The 17828-nt window shown below is 33.9% G+C and carries 11 protein-coding genes and 2 tRNA genes; 6 read left to right on the forward strand and 7 right to left on the reverse strand.

Going from position 1 to position 17828, the window contains the following annotated elements:
• Positions 1 to 38 precede the first annotated feature (38 nt).
• The 5 genes from J8M14_RS01015 to mutS form a co-directional block, all read right to left on the reverse strand.
• Positions 39 to 2507 carry an AAA family ATPase gene (locus J8M14_RS01015; protein WP_211072486.1) on the reverse strand — a complete coding sequence of 823 codons (2469 nt, stop codon included), beginning with the start codon at positions 2505 to 2507 and terminating at the stop codon, positions 39 to 41.
• Positions 2508 to 3161: 654 nt separating this feature from the next.
• The gene (locus J8M14_RS01020; RefSeq protein WP_211072487.1) at positions 3162 to 3380 is read right to left on the reverse strand and encodes a GIY-YIG nuclease family protein; all 219 of its coding nucleotides are present in this window, start codon (positions 3378 to 3380) and stop codon (positions 3162 to 3164) included.
• Between the two features lie 54 nt (positions 3381 to 3434).
• A tRNA-Leu gene (locus J8M14_RS01025) sits at positions 3435 to 3520 on the reverse strand.
• A gap of 18 nt (positions 3521 to 3538) precedes the next feature.
• Positions 3539 to 3610: transfer RNA gene (locus J8M14_RS01030), tRNA-Gly, on the reverse strand.
• A gap of 251 nt (positions 3611 to 3861) precedes the next feature.
• Positions 3862 to 6489, reverse strand: coding sequence for a DNA mismatch repair protein MutS (mutS, locus tag J8M14_RS01035; RefSeq protein ID WP_211072488.1), 2628 nt, complete (start codon positions 6487 to 6489; stop codon positions 3862 to 3864).
• 329 nt (positions 6490 to 6818) lie between these two features.
• Here mutS and J8M14_RS01040 point away from each other — a divergent pair, with 329 nt between their 5' ends.
• Positions 6819 to 8360: a fibronectin type III domain-containing protein gene (locus tag J8M14_RS01040; RefSeq protein ID WP_211072489.1), complete on the forward strand. Its 1542-nt coding sequence runs from the start codon at positions 6819 to 6821 to the stop codon at positions 8358 to 8360.
• Between the two features lie 100 nt (positions 8361 to 8460).
• Here J8M14_RS01040 and J8M14_RS01045 read toward each other — a convergent pair whose 3' ends face one another.
• A complete protein-coding gene (locus tag J8M14_RS01045) occupies positions 8461 to 9363 on the reverse strand; it encodes a hypothetical protein (RefSeq protein ID WP_211072490.1) in 903 nt (300 codons plus the stop codon).
• Positions 9364 to 9581: 218 nt separating this feature from the next.
• Here J8M14_RS01045 and J8M14_RS01050 point away from each other — a divergent pair, with 218 nt between their 5' ends.
• Positions 9582 to 10118 (forward strand): RNA methyltransferase, encoded by a 537-nt coding sequence (locus tag J8M14_RS01050; protein ID WP_211072491.1) that lies wholly within the window; start codon positions 9582 to 9584, stop codon positions 10116 to 10118.
• Between the two features lie 23 nt (positions 10119 to 10141).
• A complete protein-coding gene (locus J8M14_RS01055; protein WP_211072492.1) occupies positions 10142 to 11449 on the forward strand; it encodes a dipeptidase in 1308 nt (435 codons plus the stop codon).
• Between the two features lies 1 nt (position 11450).
• Here the strand turns inward: J8M14_RS01055 and folK are convergent, their stop codons facing one another.
• Complete coding sequence (gene folK, locus J8M14_RS01060) at positions 11451 to 12578, reverse strand: 2-amino-4-hydroxy-6-hydroxymethyldihydropteridine diphosphokinase (RefSeq protein WP_211072493.1); 1128 nt, start codon at positions 12576 to 12578, stop codon at positions 11451 to 11453.
• Between the two features lie 108 nt (positions 12579 to 12686).
• Here folK and J8M14_RS01065 point away from each other — a divergent pair, with 108 nt between their 5' ends.
• The 3 genes from J8M14_RS01065 (at position 12687) to J8M14_RS01075 (ending at position 17803) form a co-directional block, all read left to right on the forward strand.
• A complete protein-coding gene (locus tag J8M14_RS01065) occupies positions 12687 to 13394 on the forward strand; it encodes a queuosine precursor transporter (protein WP_247672519.1) in 708 nt (235 codons plus the stop codon).
• Between the two features lie 223 nt (positions 13395 to 13617).
• Positions 13618 to 16248: an AsmA-like C-terminal region-containing protein gene (locus tag J8M14_RS01070; RefSeq protein WP_211072494.1), complete on the forward strand. Its 2631-nt coding sequence runs from the start codon at positions 13618 to 13620 to the stop codon at positions 16246 to 16248.
• Between the two features lie 283 nt (positions 16249 to 16531).
• Positions 16532 to 17803: a hypothetical protein gene (locus J8M14_RS01075; RefSeq protein ID WP_211072495.1), complete on the forward strand. Its 1272-nt coding sequence runs from the start codon at positions 16532 to 16534 to the stop codon at positions 17801 to 17803.
• The last annotated feature ends 25 nt before the right edge of the window (positions 17804 to 17828 follow it).

Genomic DNA, 17828 nt, shown 5'->3' on the forward strand with positions numbered 1-17828 from the left:
GCAAGTCTGATCTCATACACATTGTTATCGGCTAGGTTTTATGTCATGCCTTTGATTTTATTTAAGTGAATATCATCTAAATAGTTAATCACTTGTAATGTATATTTTGCAAAATTTTTGAGTTCCGCTTCTGAAATATACTTCATTTCTTGAAGACTTGATATACTTCCATGTGATTCGTGATCTGATATTCTTTTCAAATGGTTTAACCTTTCTATTGCCATTTGTTTATTGAATTTATTTCCTCCAACTGTTATTTCATAGTCATCAATTTCACCTAATTGACTGACCATCTTCCTAATAAGGTGAGTAAAAGTTGGCAAGTAATTAAAGTCATCTTTAATAGTGGCAAGTTTGAAAGAAAGAAATGTTTCCATTACGATTCTAATGTAATTAGGAAGGTAGTTTTTTGCAACATTGTATTCCGGAATTCCTTTAGACTTGAAATTCATTATTTCTTGCAACTTTATTATGTAAGTATTCGTGTAATTGGTTAAAGAAGAGGGCAGTGAATCTATTTTAGGGCGCTCCTTTTTTATGTAAAAATCTCTACACTTATCTCTAATTCTTTCATTGGTTTTTAGATTGTTATTCAAATATTTTGCAAAGCTATAGTTGTGGCTAAAGAAAAAAACCTGTTCTGGATATTTCTCGACTTCAGGAAAAGAATAAAAGAAGAATGAATCAATTAAATTAGCAGTTTGAAATAGTCTATTTTCATCCAAACTGGAAATCGGATCGTCAATCACAATAGTTTTTCCTTTAAATCCATCTTCTTCTCCTTCTAAAACTTCGGCTCTAATTTTACTTATGAAATAGGAAAAAGCTAAAGAAGTTTTTTCCCCCTCACTTAATGTTGCCTTTAGGCCTTTCTTCGGTTTTCCACCTGATTTATAATTTATAATTAAGTTGTCATTTGCTGCTTTGTTTCTCTGTATAGAAAAATGATCGATTCCTAAATAGGATAAATAAATATTTACAAATTTTGATTCGGCATCAAGTTTTGAAACTTCTGAGGCTCTTTGTGCAGTTAGAAGATCAGTTTCATTTTTGATTTTATCATCGACCCTATTGGCTTGAGTTGCTAATTGAAAATTTAATTTCTTCGATGGCTTTAATACTTTGTTGAGATCTTGATTGAAATCTAAAGTTGTAATAGTTGCAACTTTAGATTTCAACTTACTCAAGATGTCCGCTAACTTTACTGATTCAAGTTTATTTCTCTCTGAATCTATAAGTTTTTTTATTTCCCTAATTCTATCATCTATTTGTGAGAGATATTGATTTAAATCACTGCCTACTAATTCTTCATGATCAACCTTTTCCGATAATGACTTTCTTTTGTCACTTAGTAAAGAAGATAATTTTTTTTTGTCTATATCTACTTTTTCCTTTGTGATTAGTGCCTTTGAGTAGTTATAGGTAATACTAAGGTCTTTTAGATCAGCGATTATTAGCCCAAAAACCTGTTCTGTTTTTTTATAAGAAAGCTGTTGAAGGTGATTTTCGCTATTCTGAATACTGTCTAATAGTTTAGTTGCATTGTCATTGAAATACTCTGAATACTCATCAATGATATCTGAAATTCTATCAGAAATGTCAGAATCGCAGAGTGGACATTTTTCTTTCGAATTTTCTTTAAATAAGTACAAGTACCTTCCTGCATTTCTAAACCAATTTGAAGGAGTGAGAACCTCATCTTGTAGGTTCCTTTTTTCAATTTCTCTAGTTGCTAATTCAATATTATTCTTGATTCTTTCACCTGTTACTTCCTTAACATTAGTTTTGAGAATGCTTTTTATTACATCAACTATTTCCGGGTCATTGTTGATTCCTTGAAGCTGGATTTCGATTTGTGAAATTTTATCAAGGGAATTACTTTCTTCATCTTTCTTTTTATAAGATTGATATAGTTGTTCAAGTTCTAATTTTGCGGTAGCTAAATTTTCGTTACTATTTGCAGTTATATCCGGTTTAACATTTGTTAATCTTGGACCAACAACTCGTTCTTGAAACTCTTTTTTATAGATGCCCCAAGTGTTATCAAACTTCGTATTTAATTTTGATGATACTTCTTGAATGTAATCTAATCTGGCTTTAAGTACTCTTAGATGTGCATCAATTACATCTATTTTTTTGTTTGTTAATTTGATAGTTGCATCAAACGAAGAGATATTTGCATCAGTACCATTGAAAATATGTTCAGTAATGAAGTTTGTATTAAAAACATAAATGTCCTTATTAATTTTAGAAATATTGTTCTTAGTAATTTTTCCTTCTGAGGTTATGATTTCTATTTCAGTATTCGTTTCAAAATACTCTTCAATCAATTCATTCTTATTAGGACAATGTTTTGAAAGGCAGTAAAGAAGATTACTTAATGTAGATTTTCCAGTACCATTAGCACCGTAGAAAGTATTGACCACATCAAAGCTTTTCAGTTGTTCTGGCTTTTCATATTTCGAGAAGCAACCTAAGTTTTCTATTTTTTCTATTGATTCTATCATTTTTCTATCTTACTCCCCAATAACAATTATATAGAGGATATATGTCCTTTATATGCTATGATTTTTTTATACATAAACACCCCATACCCGAAGAAATATCTTCAGACACGGGGTGGTTTACAATTTTTGTTGTTTCTAAATTAGTAAAATAAAATCAAAAGACTATTTTTTCCCTTAATTTTTTATACTACGCCTTTTGCAAATCAAATTTCTGAGATGGGGTACTTATATGTGTATATCCAAATAATATACTGAGGTATATTTAACTATCTAAAAATACACTTAAAAATTATACTAATAAAATAAATTGTGGGGAATCATCCACCTGTTATTAACTGAATAATGTAATAATCTGGCACTTCTTTCTTATAGAGCATTGTAGTTGTTTTTGGATTCCTGCCTGTGCAGGAATCTATTCAGATAGCTAGAAATGTAGATTCCGCATCAAGTGCGGAATGACAAATCTGGTCGAAAAAAGTTTATAAAAACTAAAGTAATTGCAATGAAATCGCAGGGTTTTTACCCTAATCTGAGACCAATAAAAAACCCCAAAAATCTAAGGATTTTGAGGGTTAGTACTGAAGACGGGACTTGAATCTACCTGGCTAACACCAGTTAGACAGGCCCGTACTAACTGATAAAATTTTTTCTAATTCATCTTTTGCCTGCTGCCGATTTTAAGTATTTCTCCCTTTTCCTAGCTTCAATCCTATTTGGATATTCTTCCTTAAAAAGAAGTGTAAAGGGCCTATATGGAGCGGTACTCTTATTATAACCTTTATTATGTTGCAGAACTCTACGATCCAGATTATCAGTCATCCCAACATAAATCCAATCTTTTACTTCACTAAGCAATGCATACACAAAAATCATAAGCTATAAGACTAAAATAAAAAACCCTCAAAATCTAAGGATTTTGAGGGTTAGTACTGAAGACGGGACTTGAACCCGTACGGGCCTTACAGCCCATTGGATTTTAAGTCCAACGTGTCTACCAATTCCACCACTTCAGCTTGGTATAAGTTTCTCAGAGCGAAAGACGGGATTTGAACCCGCGACCCTCACCTTGGCAAGGTGATGCTCTACCCCTGAGCTACTTTCGCAGTAATTTAAGAACTTTGCAATTCGTTATTGCGGATGCAAATTTAAAACAATTCTAGTAATACCAAAGTCTTTTTGCAAAAAAGAATTGAAAATATTTTTAACCTACAGTAAATCAAAAAAATAAATTTAAAAAAATCACATCACTGATAAGATCCCGTTCTTCAACAAGATTTGCCTGCCTGCCGGCAAAGGTAGGCTCAACTAACTATTTTGAATGAGTTGCTTCGCAACTTTCCAAAACAAAGTTTCACTAAACTTGAGAAGCTTTCTTCCTGGTTAACATACGTTTAATCTCATTAAGTTTCATTAAGGCCTCCACTGGAGTCAACGTATCAATGTCGATATCCAGGATTTCTTCTTTGATTTCTTCCAGCAATGGATCATCCATATTAAAGAAACTTAACTGCAATTCATCATCTTCCTGTATGTCCTTGATTTTATCCGTTAGTTCCTCACTACTATGCGATTTTTCGAGCTTTTTAAGCATCTTATTTGCCCTATGCAATACTTGCTGTGGCATTCCTGCCATCTTTGCTACATGGATACCAAAACTATGTTGACTACCACCCGGAACTAGTTTACGCAGAAAAAGCACCGTATCTTTTAATTCTTTGACAGAAACATTATAGTTTTTAATACGACCAAAGGTCTCGCACATTTCATTCAATTCATGATAATGTGTAGCAAATAATGTCTTAGGCCTTGCAGGATGCTCATGCAAGAATTCACTTATCGCCCATGCAATAGAAATTCCATCATAGGTACTGGTTCCACGACCGATCTCATCTAGTAACACTAAGCTACGATCCGAGATATTATTAAGAATACTAGCCGTCTCATTCATCTCTACCATAAAAGTAGATTCACCCATCGAAATATTATCACTAGCGCCTACCCTGGTAAATATTTTATCCACTACACCTATTTTGGCTTCTTCGGCAGGAACAAAACATCCCATCTGAGCTAATAACACAATTAGTGCCGTCTGTCTTAGAATTGCAGACTTACCACTCATATTAGGCCCCGTAATCATAATCATTTGCTGATCGTCTCGATTCAGCAATACATCATTGGCGATATATTGTTCTCCAGGTGGTAATTGTTTTTCGATAACCGGATGACGCCCATTTTTGATTTCCAAATCATGAGACTCATCAATAAAAGGCCTCACATATTGATTTTCCTGAGCAAGCTGAGCAAAAGAACACAAACAATCTAATTGTCCAATCAAAGCAGCATTGAGTTGTACAGGTTTAATGTATTCATTCATCCACACCACCAGATCATTAAACAACTGCTGTTCTAGAGTAAGAATTTTTTCTTCAGCACCAAGGATTTTGGCTTCATATTCCTTTAGTTCTTCAGTAATATAACGTTCTGCACTTACCAATGTCTGTTTCCTAATCCATGTATCAGGCACTTTGTCTTTATGCGTATTTCTGACTTCGATATAATATCCAAAAACATTATTAGAAGCTATTTTTAAGGAAGTGATCCCGGTAGCTTCGGTTTCGCGTTCCAGCATTTTATCTAGATAGTCTTTCCCTGAAAAGGCGATAGACCTCAACTCATCTAATTCATCCAGATACCCATCAGCAATAGTATTTCCTTTTAAAATATTTACAGGAGCATCTTCATTTAGTGTTTCCTTGATTTTATTTCGGAGTAATTCACAATCATGCAAAGTATCACCTATAACTTTTAACGCTTCATTATCACTTGTAGAAGCTTGTGCTTTTATGGGAACAATAGCCTCCAAAGAATTCTTTAGCTGGATTACCTCTCTAGGGCTTACTTTTCCTGTGGCAACCTTAGAAATCAAACGTTCGATATCACCTATCTGTTTAATCTGATGTTGGATTTTTTGGTGTAAAGCCGTGTTATCCAAAAAATACTGAACTACCTCGTGTCGTTTCTGTATAGCAGAAATATTCTTCAGAGGTAAGGCTAACCATCGTTTAAGGGTTCTCCCACCCATTGGTGATATAGTTTTATCCACCACATCCAAAAGCGTAACTGCCCCTGAAGCATTAGCATGATATAACTCTAGATTGCGAATCGTAAAACGGTCCATCCAGATGTATTGATCTTCTGCAATACGCTGAATTGAAGTAATATGCTGTAATTTATGATGTTGGGTTTCTCCTAAATAATGAAGAATCACTCCGGCAGCAATAATTCCTTCATTTAAATGATCAACTCCAAAACCTTTTAATGTTTTTGTACCAAAATGATCATTCAGGGTTTCCTGAGCATAATCCGTTTTAAAAACCCAATCCTCTAGAAAAAAGGAATGATAATCCTGCCCAAAATCATGATAAAAAGATTGTTTTTTAGGCTTGGTGATCAATACTTCACTAGGTCTGAAATTTTGCATCAGTTTATCTATATGCTCTACATCACCCTGAGCAGTCAAAAACTCACCAGTAGAGACATCCAGAAAAGCAATACCCAGTGCTTTCTTTCCGTAATGAACGGCACACAAAAAATTATTGGTTTTGCTTTGCAGTACTTCATCATTCAAAGCTACTCCGGGAGTTACCAGTTCGGTCACCCCACGTTTTACAATAGTTTTGGTTTGTTTAGGATCTTCTAATTGATCACAGATAGCTACTCGTTCTCCGGCTTTTACCAGTTTTGGTAAATAGGTATTCAAAGAATGGTGTGGAAATCCTGCCAAGGCAGTTTCCTGATCACTACCATTTCCTCTTTTCGTCTGAACAATATTCAGAATAGCAGCTGCTTTAATGGCATCTTCTCCAAAAGTTTCATAAAAATCTCCAACTCTGAACAACAATAATGCATCAGGATATTTTGCCTTAATCGCATTGTATTGCTTCATCAACGGAGTCACTTTCTTTTCTTTTTTAGCTGCCATTCACCATCTGTTTTATAACTTTTGCTAAAGTAGGTATTCTCCTTTTTTTTTAGAAATGTTGCTTTTAGGAGTTATTCATATTTATTCACATTCTAATTTTAAAATTAAAAAATAATGCAAACCAATGGCTATTCTTTGTGAACAAAATAATCAAGCAGTACCTATGCTCATTATTTTGCTCTCTAAATACTATTAATCATATCTAAACGTTTTATATAACGACTCGTATCACACTGGTAAACAACCAAATAAAATTGATTACTATCAAAAACTTAATTTAGAATAAATACATATTTTTGAAGTAATATCAACACAAATCTACTCAAATCATGAAAGCAAGAAAACATGTATTTCTGGGCATCCTAATGTTTATAATGGCAATTCAGATCGGATGGACTTCTACTGAAAAGTACCGCCTTACCTGGAGAGAAGACCCTGCTACAACTATGGTTATTGGATGGAACCAGATAAGTGGCTCAAATCCTATAGTATATTATGGCACCACAGACTTTGGAACTAACTATAACTCATACCCTTCTTCTAAAACTGTAGATAGAACGGTTTCTAAAAAAGGGATGAACAATAATTTTGCGAGACTAACAGGACTTCAACCCAATACTGCATATTATTTTGTAATTAAAGATAATGAAGGCGTTTCTGAAAGGTTTTGGTTTAAAACTGCTCCTGACGATCCTAATACCAGATTATCAATAGTTGCAGGAGGTGATTCCAGAAATAATCGGACTCCAAGACAGAATGCTAATAAAATAGTTGCCAAATTAAGGCCTCATGTAGTATTGTTTGGTGGAGATATGACAGACGATTCCACAAATTCTCAATGGCAAAACTGGTTTAATGATTGGCAATTAACCATTGGATCTGACGGAAGAATGATTCCGGTAGTAGCGGCCAGAGGTAATCATGAAAGTGCTAACGATATCAGAGATTTATTCGATATCACAACCGCTGCCGGAGGAGAATATTATGCTTTAAGTTTTGGAGGGAATTTGATACGAACATATACCCTTAATACCGAGGTTACTCCTGCAGGTACTCAGGGCACCTGGCTTGAGAATGATTTGACAGCTCATGCAGCCGGTCATTTCTGGGCGGTCGCACAATATCATAGAGCAACCAGACCTCACCAATCCGGAAAATCAGAGCAAAATGATCAGTACGAAGCCTGGTCAAAACCATTCTATGATCACGCTGTACAATTGGTCATGGAGAGTGATTCTCACGTAGTAAAACGTACCTGGCCAATCAAACCATCTACAGCTTCGGGCAGTGATGAAGGATTTATTAGAGCAGATACAGATCCCAAAAGAGCTGTTTATGTAGGTGAAGGTTGTTGGGGAGCTCCCACAAGAAGTGCTAACGACTCTAAGAACTGGACAAAAGCTGCAGGATCGTTTAATCAATTTAAATGGTTATGGGTCGATCAAGACAAAATCGAACTTAGAACCGTTAAGGTCGATAATGCGAACAGTGTTGGACAATTAAATGACAATGATCTGTTCACACTCCCTTCTAATATTGATCTATGGAATCCATCAGGTGGGAATGTTGTCATTATTGACAATCCGCATACCGGAGGAATTCTGGGTATAGATGATATTGATTTATCTTCTAAATTAAAGATTTATCCTAATCCCATAAAATCCGGATTATTAACTATTAATAACCCCAACTATTCAAAAACGGAAAACAACAGTGTGATCATTAGAGATATTATGGGAAAACATATTCAAGAAGTTGAATTAGATGCCGAAACCACAGCATATAATACCTACAAATTGCAATCAGGAATATATTTTATTAATATCAAAACAGAGAAAGGTGTTATAAGCAAGAAGTTTATAAAGAGATAAATATAATTTTGATTCAAAAAATACTGTCTGAAAATGTGACAGAATAATAGTTTATATGCATTTTCGGACAGTTTCTGTAATTATTATCAACTTTTCGGGCTTATGAAATCGTCTGAGGTTTATTTCTAAACACTTTTCCTTTAAAAAATCGAATCTCTGGACGATCAATTACCATTACAAATAAAGGGATTAAAGCATGTGGTAATCTAATCAACACTTCCCAAGTCCATTGATGAAATGAATTCCATAGAAATTCGACATGAAAATGTCCTGTTAAACGTGCTAAAGCGGTAAGTCCTCCCCATATACATGCATACACTAAAGCGGCATAGGAAATTCTGGGAATAAAAATAGCTATCGCAACTACAAAATCCATAACCCCAGCAATTTTAAGCATCATATGAGCACCAGGTTCACCGATAGACAATGTATTGATTGTCATATCAATAAAATTACCCGGCCTGGGATAATATCCTATCGCATAAAGTCCATGACAACTAAATGTAAGGGCAATTGCAATTAAAGCAGTAAGGCGTATTTTTTTTAATTCAGTTGTAGTAAACAACATCATATAAAGTAATACAGGAGTGATGAATTGAACCATATATTCAAAAAACTGTCCTACATGAAAAAATTTCTCTTTACAATACAAAATGGCAAGTATAAAAAGCCCAAAGCTCCCTCCTAGTAAAAAAACTTTACCAAGTTTCTTCATATTGGGTTTAATAATTAAAACTACGACAGCACAAAGGAGATATAAAACACCTATCCCTTTAACCGAAAAAGAAATCGCATTATCAACAGAAAGACTAGTTACATAATCGTGCCAGGTAACCCCGAAAATGTTTTCCACTACACCCTGTAATACACTTTCATCCCATAAAAATGCCCGGTATGGAGCATCCCAGAAGATATGCTGATAAGCTCTTCCTAAAAAGATTGCAAAAGCGGATATTTTTAAAATTGTTATTAATTTTTGTTTCCCAATATCTGAAAGCATCATAGTTAAAAATGAAATGTGATTAGATGATTTAAAAGTAAATAAAAAAATCGCTCAAGATCACCATCAGAAGTATTCATAATATAATCATAAACTTGAAAAAGCAAATTAATACCTAACACCCCTAAGTATCCGGAGCGTGTTACATATTAAAAACAGTTTAAAATGATAACTTTGACAAAATTTTGAAATAAATCTGAAGCAAACAGCACATCAAAAAAATGTATAGAAAACTTAAAAACAGCGAGTTGGATCGCAAATCCGTAGAAGAATTTAAAACCGCTAAAAAAACACCATTAATCATTATTCTTGACAATATTCGTAGCTTAAACAATATTGGATCCGTATTCAGAAGTGCCGATGCTTTTTTAATCAAAAAAATATACCTCTGTGGGATCACTGCTACTCCGCCGCATAAGGACATTCAGAAAACAGCACTCGGTGCTACAGATACTGTGGATTGGGAGTATCAAAAAGACACACTAACATTGATTAAAGATTTAAAATCTCAAAACATAAAAATAGTATCCATCGAACAAGCTGAACATGCTACTATGCTAAATGATTTTAATCCTGAACCTGACCAAACCTATGCTATTGTTTTTGGTAATGAGGTAAAAGGTGTACAGCAGGATGTTGTTTCAGAAAGTGATACTGTTATAGAAATTCCACAGTATGGGAGCAAACATTCTTTAAATATCTCTGTGAGTGCAGGAGTGGTTGTTTGGGATTTGTTTTGTAAGTTTAAAGTGAATTAAACTCGCACAATTTCATCTTAACTATGAAACATATCTCAATATTCATTACAGTTGCATTACTTCTTATTTCTTGCAAACAAGAAAACAATAAAAGTGAAAGCATATCTGAAGACCAGGTGATCGCCAAAGCAAAAGAAATCCATGATAAAATTATTACACTGGATACCCACTGCGATATCAATGTCAAAAATTTTACGGATTCTATCAATTACACTCAAGACTTAAGTTCTCAGGTAACCTTACCTAAGATGAAAAAAGGAGGACTGGATGTAGCTTGGTTTATTGTCTATACTGGTCAGGATTCTTTAACAACATCCGGTTATGAGAAAGCTCATGAAATTGCGATGTCCAAATTTGAAGCTATACACAAACTAACAGAAGAAATTGCACCCGATCAAATTGAATTGGCTTTTACTTCTAATGATGTCCGCAGAATTCATAAATCCGGTAAGAAAGTGGCAATGATCGGTATTGAAAACGGATATCCTGTTGGTACAGATATTAATAATGTAAAAAAGTTTCATGACCTAGGAGGTAGATACATGTCACTCTCGCACAACGGACATAGCCAGCTTTGTGATTCTAATACAGGAGAAGCTGATGGGATATGGCTACATAATGGAGTAAGTGATCTGGGTAAAGAAGTAATTGCTGAAATGAACAAGTGGGGAATTATGATTGATGTTTCACACCCCTCTAAAGAATCTATGCGTCAAATGATAGAATTGACCAAAGCTCCTATTATTGCTTCGCACTCCTCAGCCAGAGCATTATGTGATCATAGCCGCAATCTGGATGATGAACAGTTGCAATGGCTAAAAGAAAATGGAGGTGTAGTGCAAACTGTAGCTTTCACGTCTTACCTAAACACCGAAAAATTTGAAAAAAGGGTAGTAAAAGACATAGAAATCGCCAAACAAATTGCTGATTCTATGGGTGTGACCTGGTTAGAACGCGAAGAAGTGATGAAGCTAAGTATAGAAGAAAAGGAAAAATATTATGACTTTTTAGGTAAGATGGCGGCAGTGCGTAGAGAAAAAGTTAAAAAAATGGATGATCTCCCACCAGCAGTAGATGTTATGGATTTTGTAAATCATATTGATTATATGGTAGATAAAATAGGCATTGATCACGTTGGGATCAGTTCTGATTTTGATGGTGGTGGTGGTATCGAAGGTTGGAGTGATGCTTCAGAAACATTTAATGTAACTTTAGAATTAGTAAAACGAGGGTATTCTGAAGAAGAAATTGAAAAGCTATGGAGTGGTAATTTACTCAGAGTTTTAGATGAAGTTCAAAAGATAGCTAAAAAAATACAGGAGCAAGTGTAAATCAAGATATAATTTCTTCTAAAATTGAGATATAATCCGAACGATTAGAAATAAAATCTCGATCTGACACGTCAACAATTTTTACATTAAACTCAGGTTGAGATTTTATGAATTGTAAATACCCTCTATTGATTTTATCCAGATATTCCGGAGGAATTTTTTGCTCGTAATCCCTCCCTCTTTTTTTGATGTTTTCTAGTAGGCGTTCTGTATTTTGATATAAATAAATATACATTCCTGGTTTAGGAAGATTCTTATACATTAAATCAAAGACTTTCTTATACAACACAAGTTCTTCTTCCTGAAGTGTAACTTTTGCAAAAATCAATGATTTAAACACATCATAATCACTAACTACAAAATCAGTAAACAAATCAAACTGAGCAATATCATCTTGTAATCGTTGATAACGATCTGCCAGAAAAGACATTTCTAACGGAAATGCATAGCGCTCCATATCTTCATAAAACTTAGGAAGAAAGGGGTTATCAGCAAAACGTTCTAACACTAGTTTTGCATTAAATTCTCCAGCAATTAATTGAGCCAAGCTTGTTTTACCAGCTCCGATATTACCTTCGATAGTTAAATATTGAAATCGTGATAGATGGTATTGATCTTTAGGGTTTAGAATTACCTCCTTGATTGGAGTAATTTCAGAAGTATCTGTAGTCTTTTCTAATAACTCTAGCACCGTTTGCTTTAGTTTTGGATGTTCGACTTCAGCAGCGATATCAGCTAGAGGTTTCAGTACAAATTTTCGATCCTGAATCGATGGATGTGGAACCTTTAGCTTTTCAGAATCTATAATTCCTTCGGAAGAAAAAATAACATCCAGATCAATAGTTCTAGCATCATACCCTTCTGAATCTGTTCGATTTCTACCTAGAGAAGTTTCTATACCCAAAAGTATATCCAACACCTCGCTAGTTGAATAAAACGTTTTTACAGCTATACAAGCATTATAAAAATCATCACTATTAAATCCCCAGGCTGGGGTCTGATAAACTTTTGATATTGAAACAACATCTCCTACGGTTTTATAAATCTCCTGAACAGCTTTTTGAAGAAAATCCAGACGATTCCCCATGTTGCTGCCTAATGAAATATGAATGAGATGAGATGTTTTCAATACTTGATATTTAGATTCTGGTCAGAACTCCTTATTTTTAAGAGCAAATTAAACAAAACAAAATCACTTCGCCTTATTTTTATGTGAAGTATTATTAACTATTCTATTTTGGACGAAACTTCACTTAACCCCATTGACAAACGAGTTGCTTTTCGGATTTATCTTATCCTTGGTGCATTGTTCATTTCATCATTGGTTGCATCCAATCTAATTTTCCAAAAATTCTTTTCTTGGGATTTTTTAGGCATATATACTTTCGAAATTTCTGTCGGCATTCTTCCTTATCCAATTACTTTTTTAATTACTGATATCATCAGCGAAGTTTTTGGAAAACGAAAAGCTAACCAAATCGTTACTGCAGGAATCTTTGCTTCTTTCTTTTCATTACTTATCGTTTATGCCTCTGCATCTGTTCCTGCAACATCATGGTCGCCCATAAATGATGAGATCTTTAATAAAGTTTTTGGAGCCACTGCCATTGCAGTATTTGCCTCTATGATGGCCTACCTATTTGCACAATATATAGATATACAAATATTTCATTTCTGGAAAAGAGTTACCAAAGGAAAACATCTTTGGCTGAGAAATAATTTCTCCACATTCTCTTCTCAATTTATTGATACGTTCACTGTACTTCTTTTATTATGTTCCGGAGGAATTATCGAATGGGAACGTTTTGGAGTATTACTTTTGAATGGGTTCTTGTTTAAAGTATTGGTAGCTGCTCTAGATACTCCTATCTTATACGTTGCCGTATATGCTCTAAGAAAAAGATTTAAACTAAAACAAGGAGGTGAATTAGCCCTGGATGTTTAAAAGGTAACCCCCAGGCAAATCCTGGACTTAAGAATCAAGAGGCGAGATATTAAAACAAGATCCTTCTGAAAATGTGGGATTAGTTCAACCAACTATTTTAAATTCGCGCTTCGCGACTTTTTAAAACAGAGTTTCATTAATAAAAATCTAACAAATAGTTAACTGTAAAAACGCAACATACTATCTTTGTAAATCGTTATTTTGATATAAATAAACTTAACCAATGAAAAAAGCCCTCAAAATCTTCGGAATTATAATAGTTCTACTCATTATAGCTATCATTTCTTTACCTTTTTTGTTTAAAGGTACTATCGAAGATAAAATTCGATATCTGGCAAACGAGCACCTGGAGGCTAAGGTTGATTTTGCAGGAATTGATATTAGTTTAATGCGAAGTTTTCCTAAAGCATCAGTGGTTATTGATGAGTTTTCTATTATAAATCTTGCTCCTTTTGAAGGCGATACGTTGGCGTATGCTAAAAAAATAGCTTTGGATATGTCTATTAATGAATTATTCAAAGATGCCACTGAAGCTATTAGTGTGCAAAAATTTATTATTGACGAAGCTAATATTGCAGTAAAAACCGACTCTATAGGGAATAACAATTTTGATATTACAAAACCAAGTGATACTCCTACAGAACCTAGCACCGAAGAAGAAGGCGGATCGTTCACCTTTGCACTAGAACATTATGAAATAAACAATAGTCGACTACTTTACAAAAATGATATTAGCAAAATATTTTTAGAGATGATTGATGTCAACCATAGTGGAGACGGAAGCCTTTCTGGTTCAACAATTATTTTGGACACTAAATCTTCATCAGAAGCTTCTTTTGGACTGGACGACACCAAATACTTAAACAAAAACAAGATTCAATTAGAAGCATCTTTAGAATTAGACCTTGAAAACCAACGCTTTGCTTTTAAAGAAAATAAAGCACAGGTTAATCAGTTACCACTAGAGTTCGAAGGGTTTGTTCAACTTTTTGAAAAATACACAGATGTGGATCTCAGTTTTAAGACTCCTACTTCTGATTTTAAAAATTTTCTGGCAGTAATCCCTGAAGCTTATGCTAAAAACCTGGATGGAGTACAAACTAGTGGTGACTTCTCGATCGACGGTAAGATCAAAGGAAAATCAGATGACACCCACATCCCAAAGATGGACATCAAAATTCTATCTCATAATGCATCTTTTAAATATCCTGACCTACCAAAAGGTGTAACCAATATTAATATTGATACTCAGATCAAGAATGATACCGGTTTAGTTGATGATACCTACGTTAAAATTGGCAATCTTACCTTCAAGATAGACCAGGATACTTTTGCTGCAAAGGGAAGCTTACGAAATCTTACCAAAAACATGATCGTGGATATAACTGCTAATGGAACTCTTAATCTAGCCAATCTGGATCAAGCATATCCAATGCAATTAGAACAAGATCTTAATGGAGTTCTAAAAGCTAATGTAAGCACTAAATTTGATATGCAATCCCTGGAAAAAGAACAATATCAAAATGTAAAAAGTTCTGGAACTGCAAGTATAGATAACTTTGCCTATGCTTCACCAGAATTACCCAATGAGATTAAAATCTCAACAGCCAATGTTAGTTTCAATCCGGAGACTATCACTTTAGATCAGATCGATGTAAAAACCGGTAAATCAGACTTAAAAGCTCAAGGAACCATTGACAACTTAATGGGCTTCTTATTTGCTAAGCAAGATCTTAAAGGAAACTTTGATGTGAATTCTGATGTTTTTGCCGTCAATGATTTTATGGTTGCAGAAGCTGAAACTACTGAAGAAGAAAACAAAACCGCAGAAACAGAAGCCTTACAAATCCCTTCTTTTCTGGACGCTACTTTAAATTTTGATGCTAAAAAGGTGATTTATGATAATCTGGAGCTTAAAAACACCAAAGGAAGTGTAAAAATAAAGGATGAAACTGCCTATCTTCAAAATGTGACTTCTAATATTTTTGATGGAGGATTAGCTTTTAATGGCAATGTTTCCACCAAAACAGACACCCCTACTTTTGGGATGAATCTGGATTTAAGCAAAATTGACATTGTTAAATCCTTCAGTAATTTAGAACTTTTACAAAACCTAGCTCCTGTAGCCAAAGCATTGAATGGTGTTTTATCTTCTAAAATCGATCTAAAAGGTAATCTAAATGATGATTTAACTCCAGTTCTAAATTCTTTAAAAGGAAATGCTTTAGCAGAAATTTTAAATGCGAAAGTAAATTCATCTCAAACCCCTCTAATTTCACAATTAGATGGAAAAATGAGCTTTATAGATTTAGATAAATTAAACCTAAAAGACATTAAAACCAACCTTAGCTTTGCTGACGGAAAGGTAAATGTAAAACCTTTTGATTTTGAAGTAGAGGGCATCAAAGTTACTGCTGGTGGCAGTCACGGTTTTGACACGAACATGGATTATAATGTTTCTGTTGATGTCCCTGCGAAATATCTAGGTAACGAAGTTGGAGGACTAATCTCTCAATTAAATGAACAAGAGGCTAATAGTATGAAAGTTGCTTTACCAATTGGAATTACAGGTAATTTCACAAATCCAAAAGTTAATCTCAATACAGGAACAGCAGTAAAACAGCTTACTCAACAAATTGTAGATAAACAAAAGAAAAAAGCTAAAGAGAAAATCGTTGGCGAAGGAACTAAAGTACTGGGTGACCTATTAGGAGGATCTAATAAAAGTACTGACTCCACAAAAACAACCCAACCAAACACTGAAGATGCTTTAAAAAATACTGCAAAAGATGTCCTTGGAGGATTATTTGGTAAGAAGAAAAAGAAAAAAGATACTACAAAAACAAATAATTAATATTCTATTAAAGTATTTGTGATCATTTCTTATTAAGTTTCCATTGGAAAAACAAAAAAGTCGTAAGAATTTTAATTTGAATACAATCGATTAAAAAACCTTTAAAAATCATTGTTCCGTGTATTTTGGGATTTTAATTTAATGAATTATCAACTATTTGTTGTTAACAAAACAGTTGTTCTTTATACAATATATTCTCAAAAACTGAATTAACCATTTAGTAAAGTATTGATGTTCAGCAGTGAAATACAGTAATAACTTTACACCCAAAATAACCATCGCTATGAAATTGACTTTTTTACCTCTGGTATTTCTGTTCACACCTCTATTTGTTTTATCTCAAAACAATTTTAGTGACAATCAGATGAAATGGATGAAAAATTGGACAAATTTTGATCCAAATCATGAGGAATATCCACAAGCAGAAGAAAGACTTCCTAATGTTATTGATAGTGACATCTATATTAGTAATGATGTCACCTATTTAATGTCCGGAAACGTATATGTAACCAATGGAGCAATATTGACTATTGAAGCAGGAACCATTATAAGATGTGACTCTGAAACCTCAACAAGTCTAGTTATTACTAAAGGCTCTAAATTGTTTGCCAAAGGAAGTAAAGTTGCTCCAATTGTATTTACATCTGACAAAAAACCTAAATCCAGAAAACCCGGAGATTGGGGAGGTATTATCATTGCCGGATCAGGAAAAGTAAATTCTTTTTCAGGACTTGGCAGTATAGAGGGCAATTATTTACCACACCATTCCATGTATGGTGGTCAGAATTATGATGAGGAAACTACGGTAATGTCATATGTTCGAATAGAATATGCTGGTCAAAAAATCAACCAATCTAACGAGCTGAATGGTTTATCATTATATGCTCTGGGAAAAAATTCCATCATTGATAACATTATGATCAGTTATTCTGCTGATGATTCTTTTGAGTGTTATGGAGGCTCTGCTCATCTAAAAAATCTTATATCTTATAAAACTAAGGACGATGATTTTGATTTCACACAAGGTTTTAAAGGTGATTTACATAATATTATAGCTATCAGACATCCATACATTTCTGATACCAGCGGATCTTATGCCATAGAAATAGACGGTTATAATAAAAAGGAGGGATTGAGCAACCCAGAATCATTATCTTCAATAAAAATAACTAACGCTTCTTTAATAAGTCTTTCTGACAAGACTAACTATATACATACTACCTCTGCAATTTCATCTAAAAGCTTAGGACAAATAGAGATTAGAGACTCTCGTATTTCAGGTTTTGCTAATGTTGTAAGATTTGACAAGTCTTATCAATCTTTCTCAGATATATCTTCAGCTTTTTCTTTGGAAAATAGTGTGTTTAATGTTCATAGCAATACTGTTCTGGCAGCATATGAATCAGACAATGACGATATTGGTCAAATTCTAAAGTACAATATGTACACAAAACGGTTTAAAGATGTTCAGGACTTATTTAAAGACCCTTTACATATCAAAAATCCAAAATTTACAATAAAAGATTCTCTTGATAATCAAACCGTAATGCAGTAACTTTGTGACACTAACGATAAACTAA

Origin of the sequence: Aquimarina sp. MMG016 (assembly GCF_018100805.1) — a bacterium.
Lineage (GTDB): Bacteria > Bacteroidota > Bacteroidia > Flavobacteriales > Flavobacteriaceae > Aquimarina.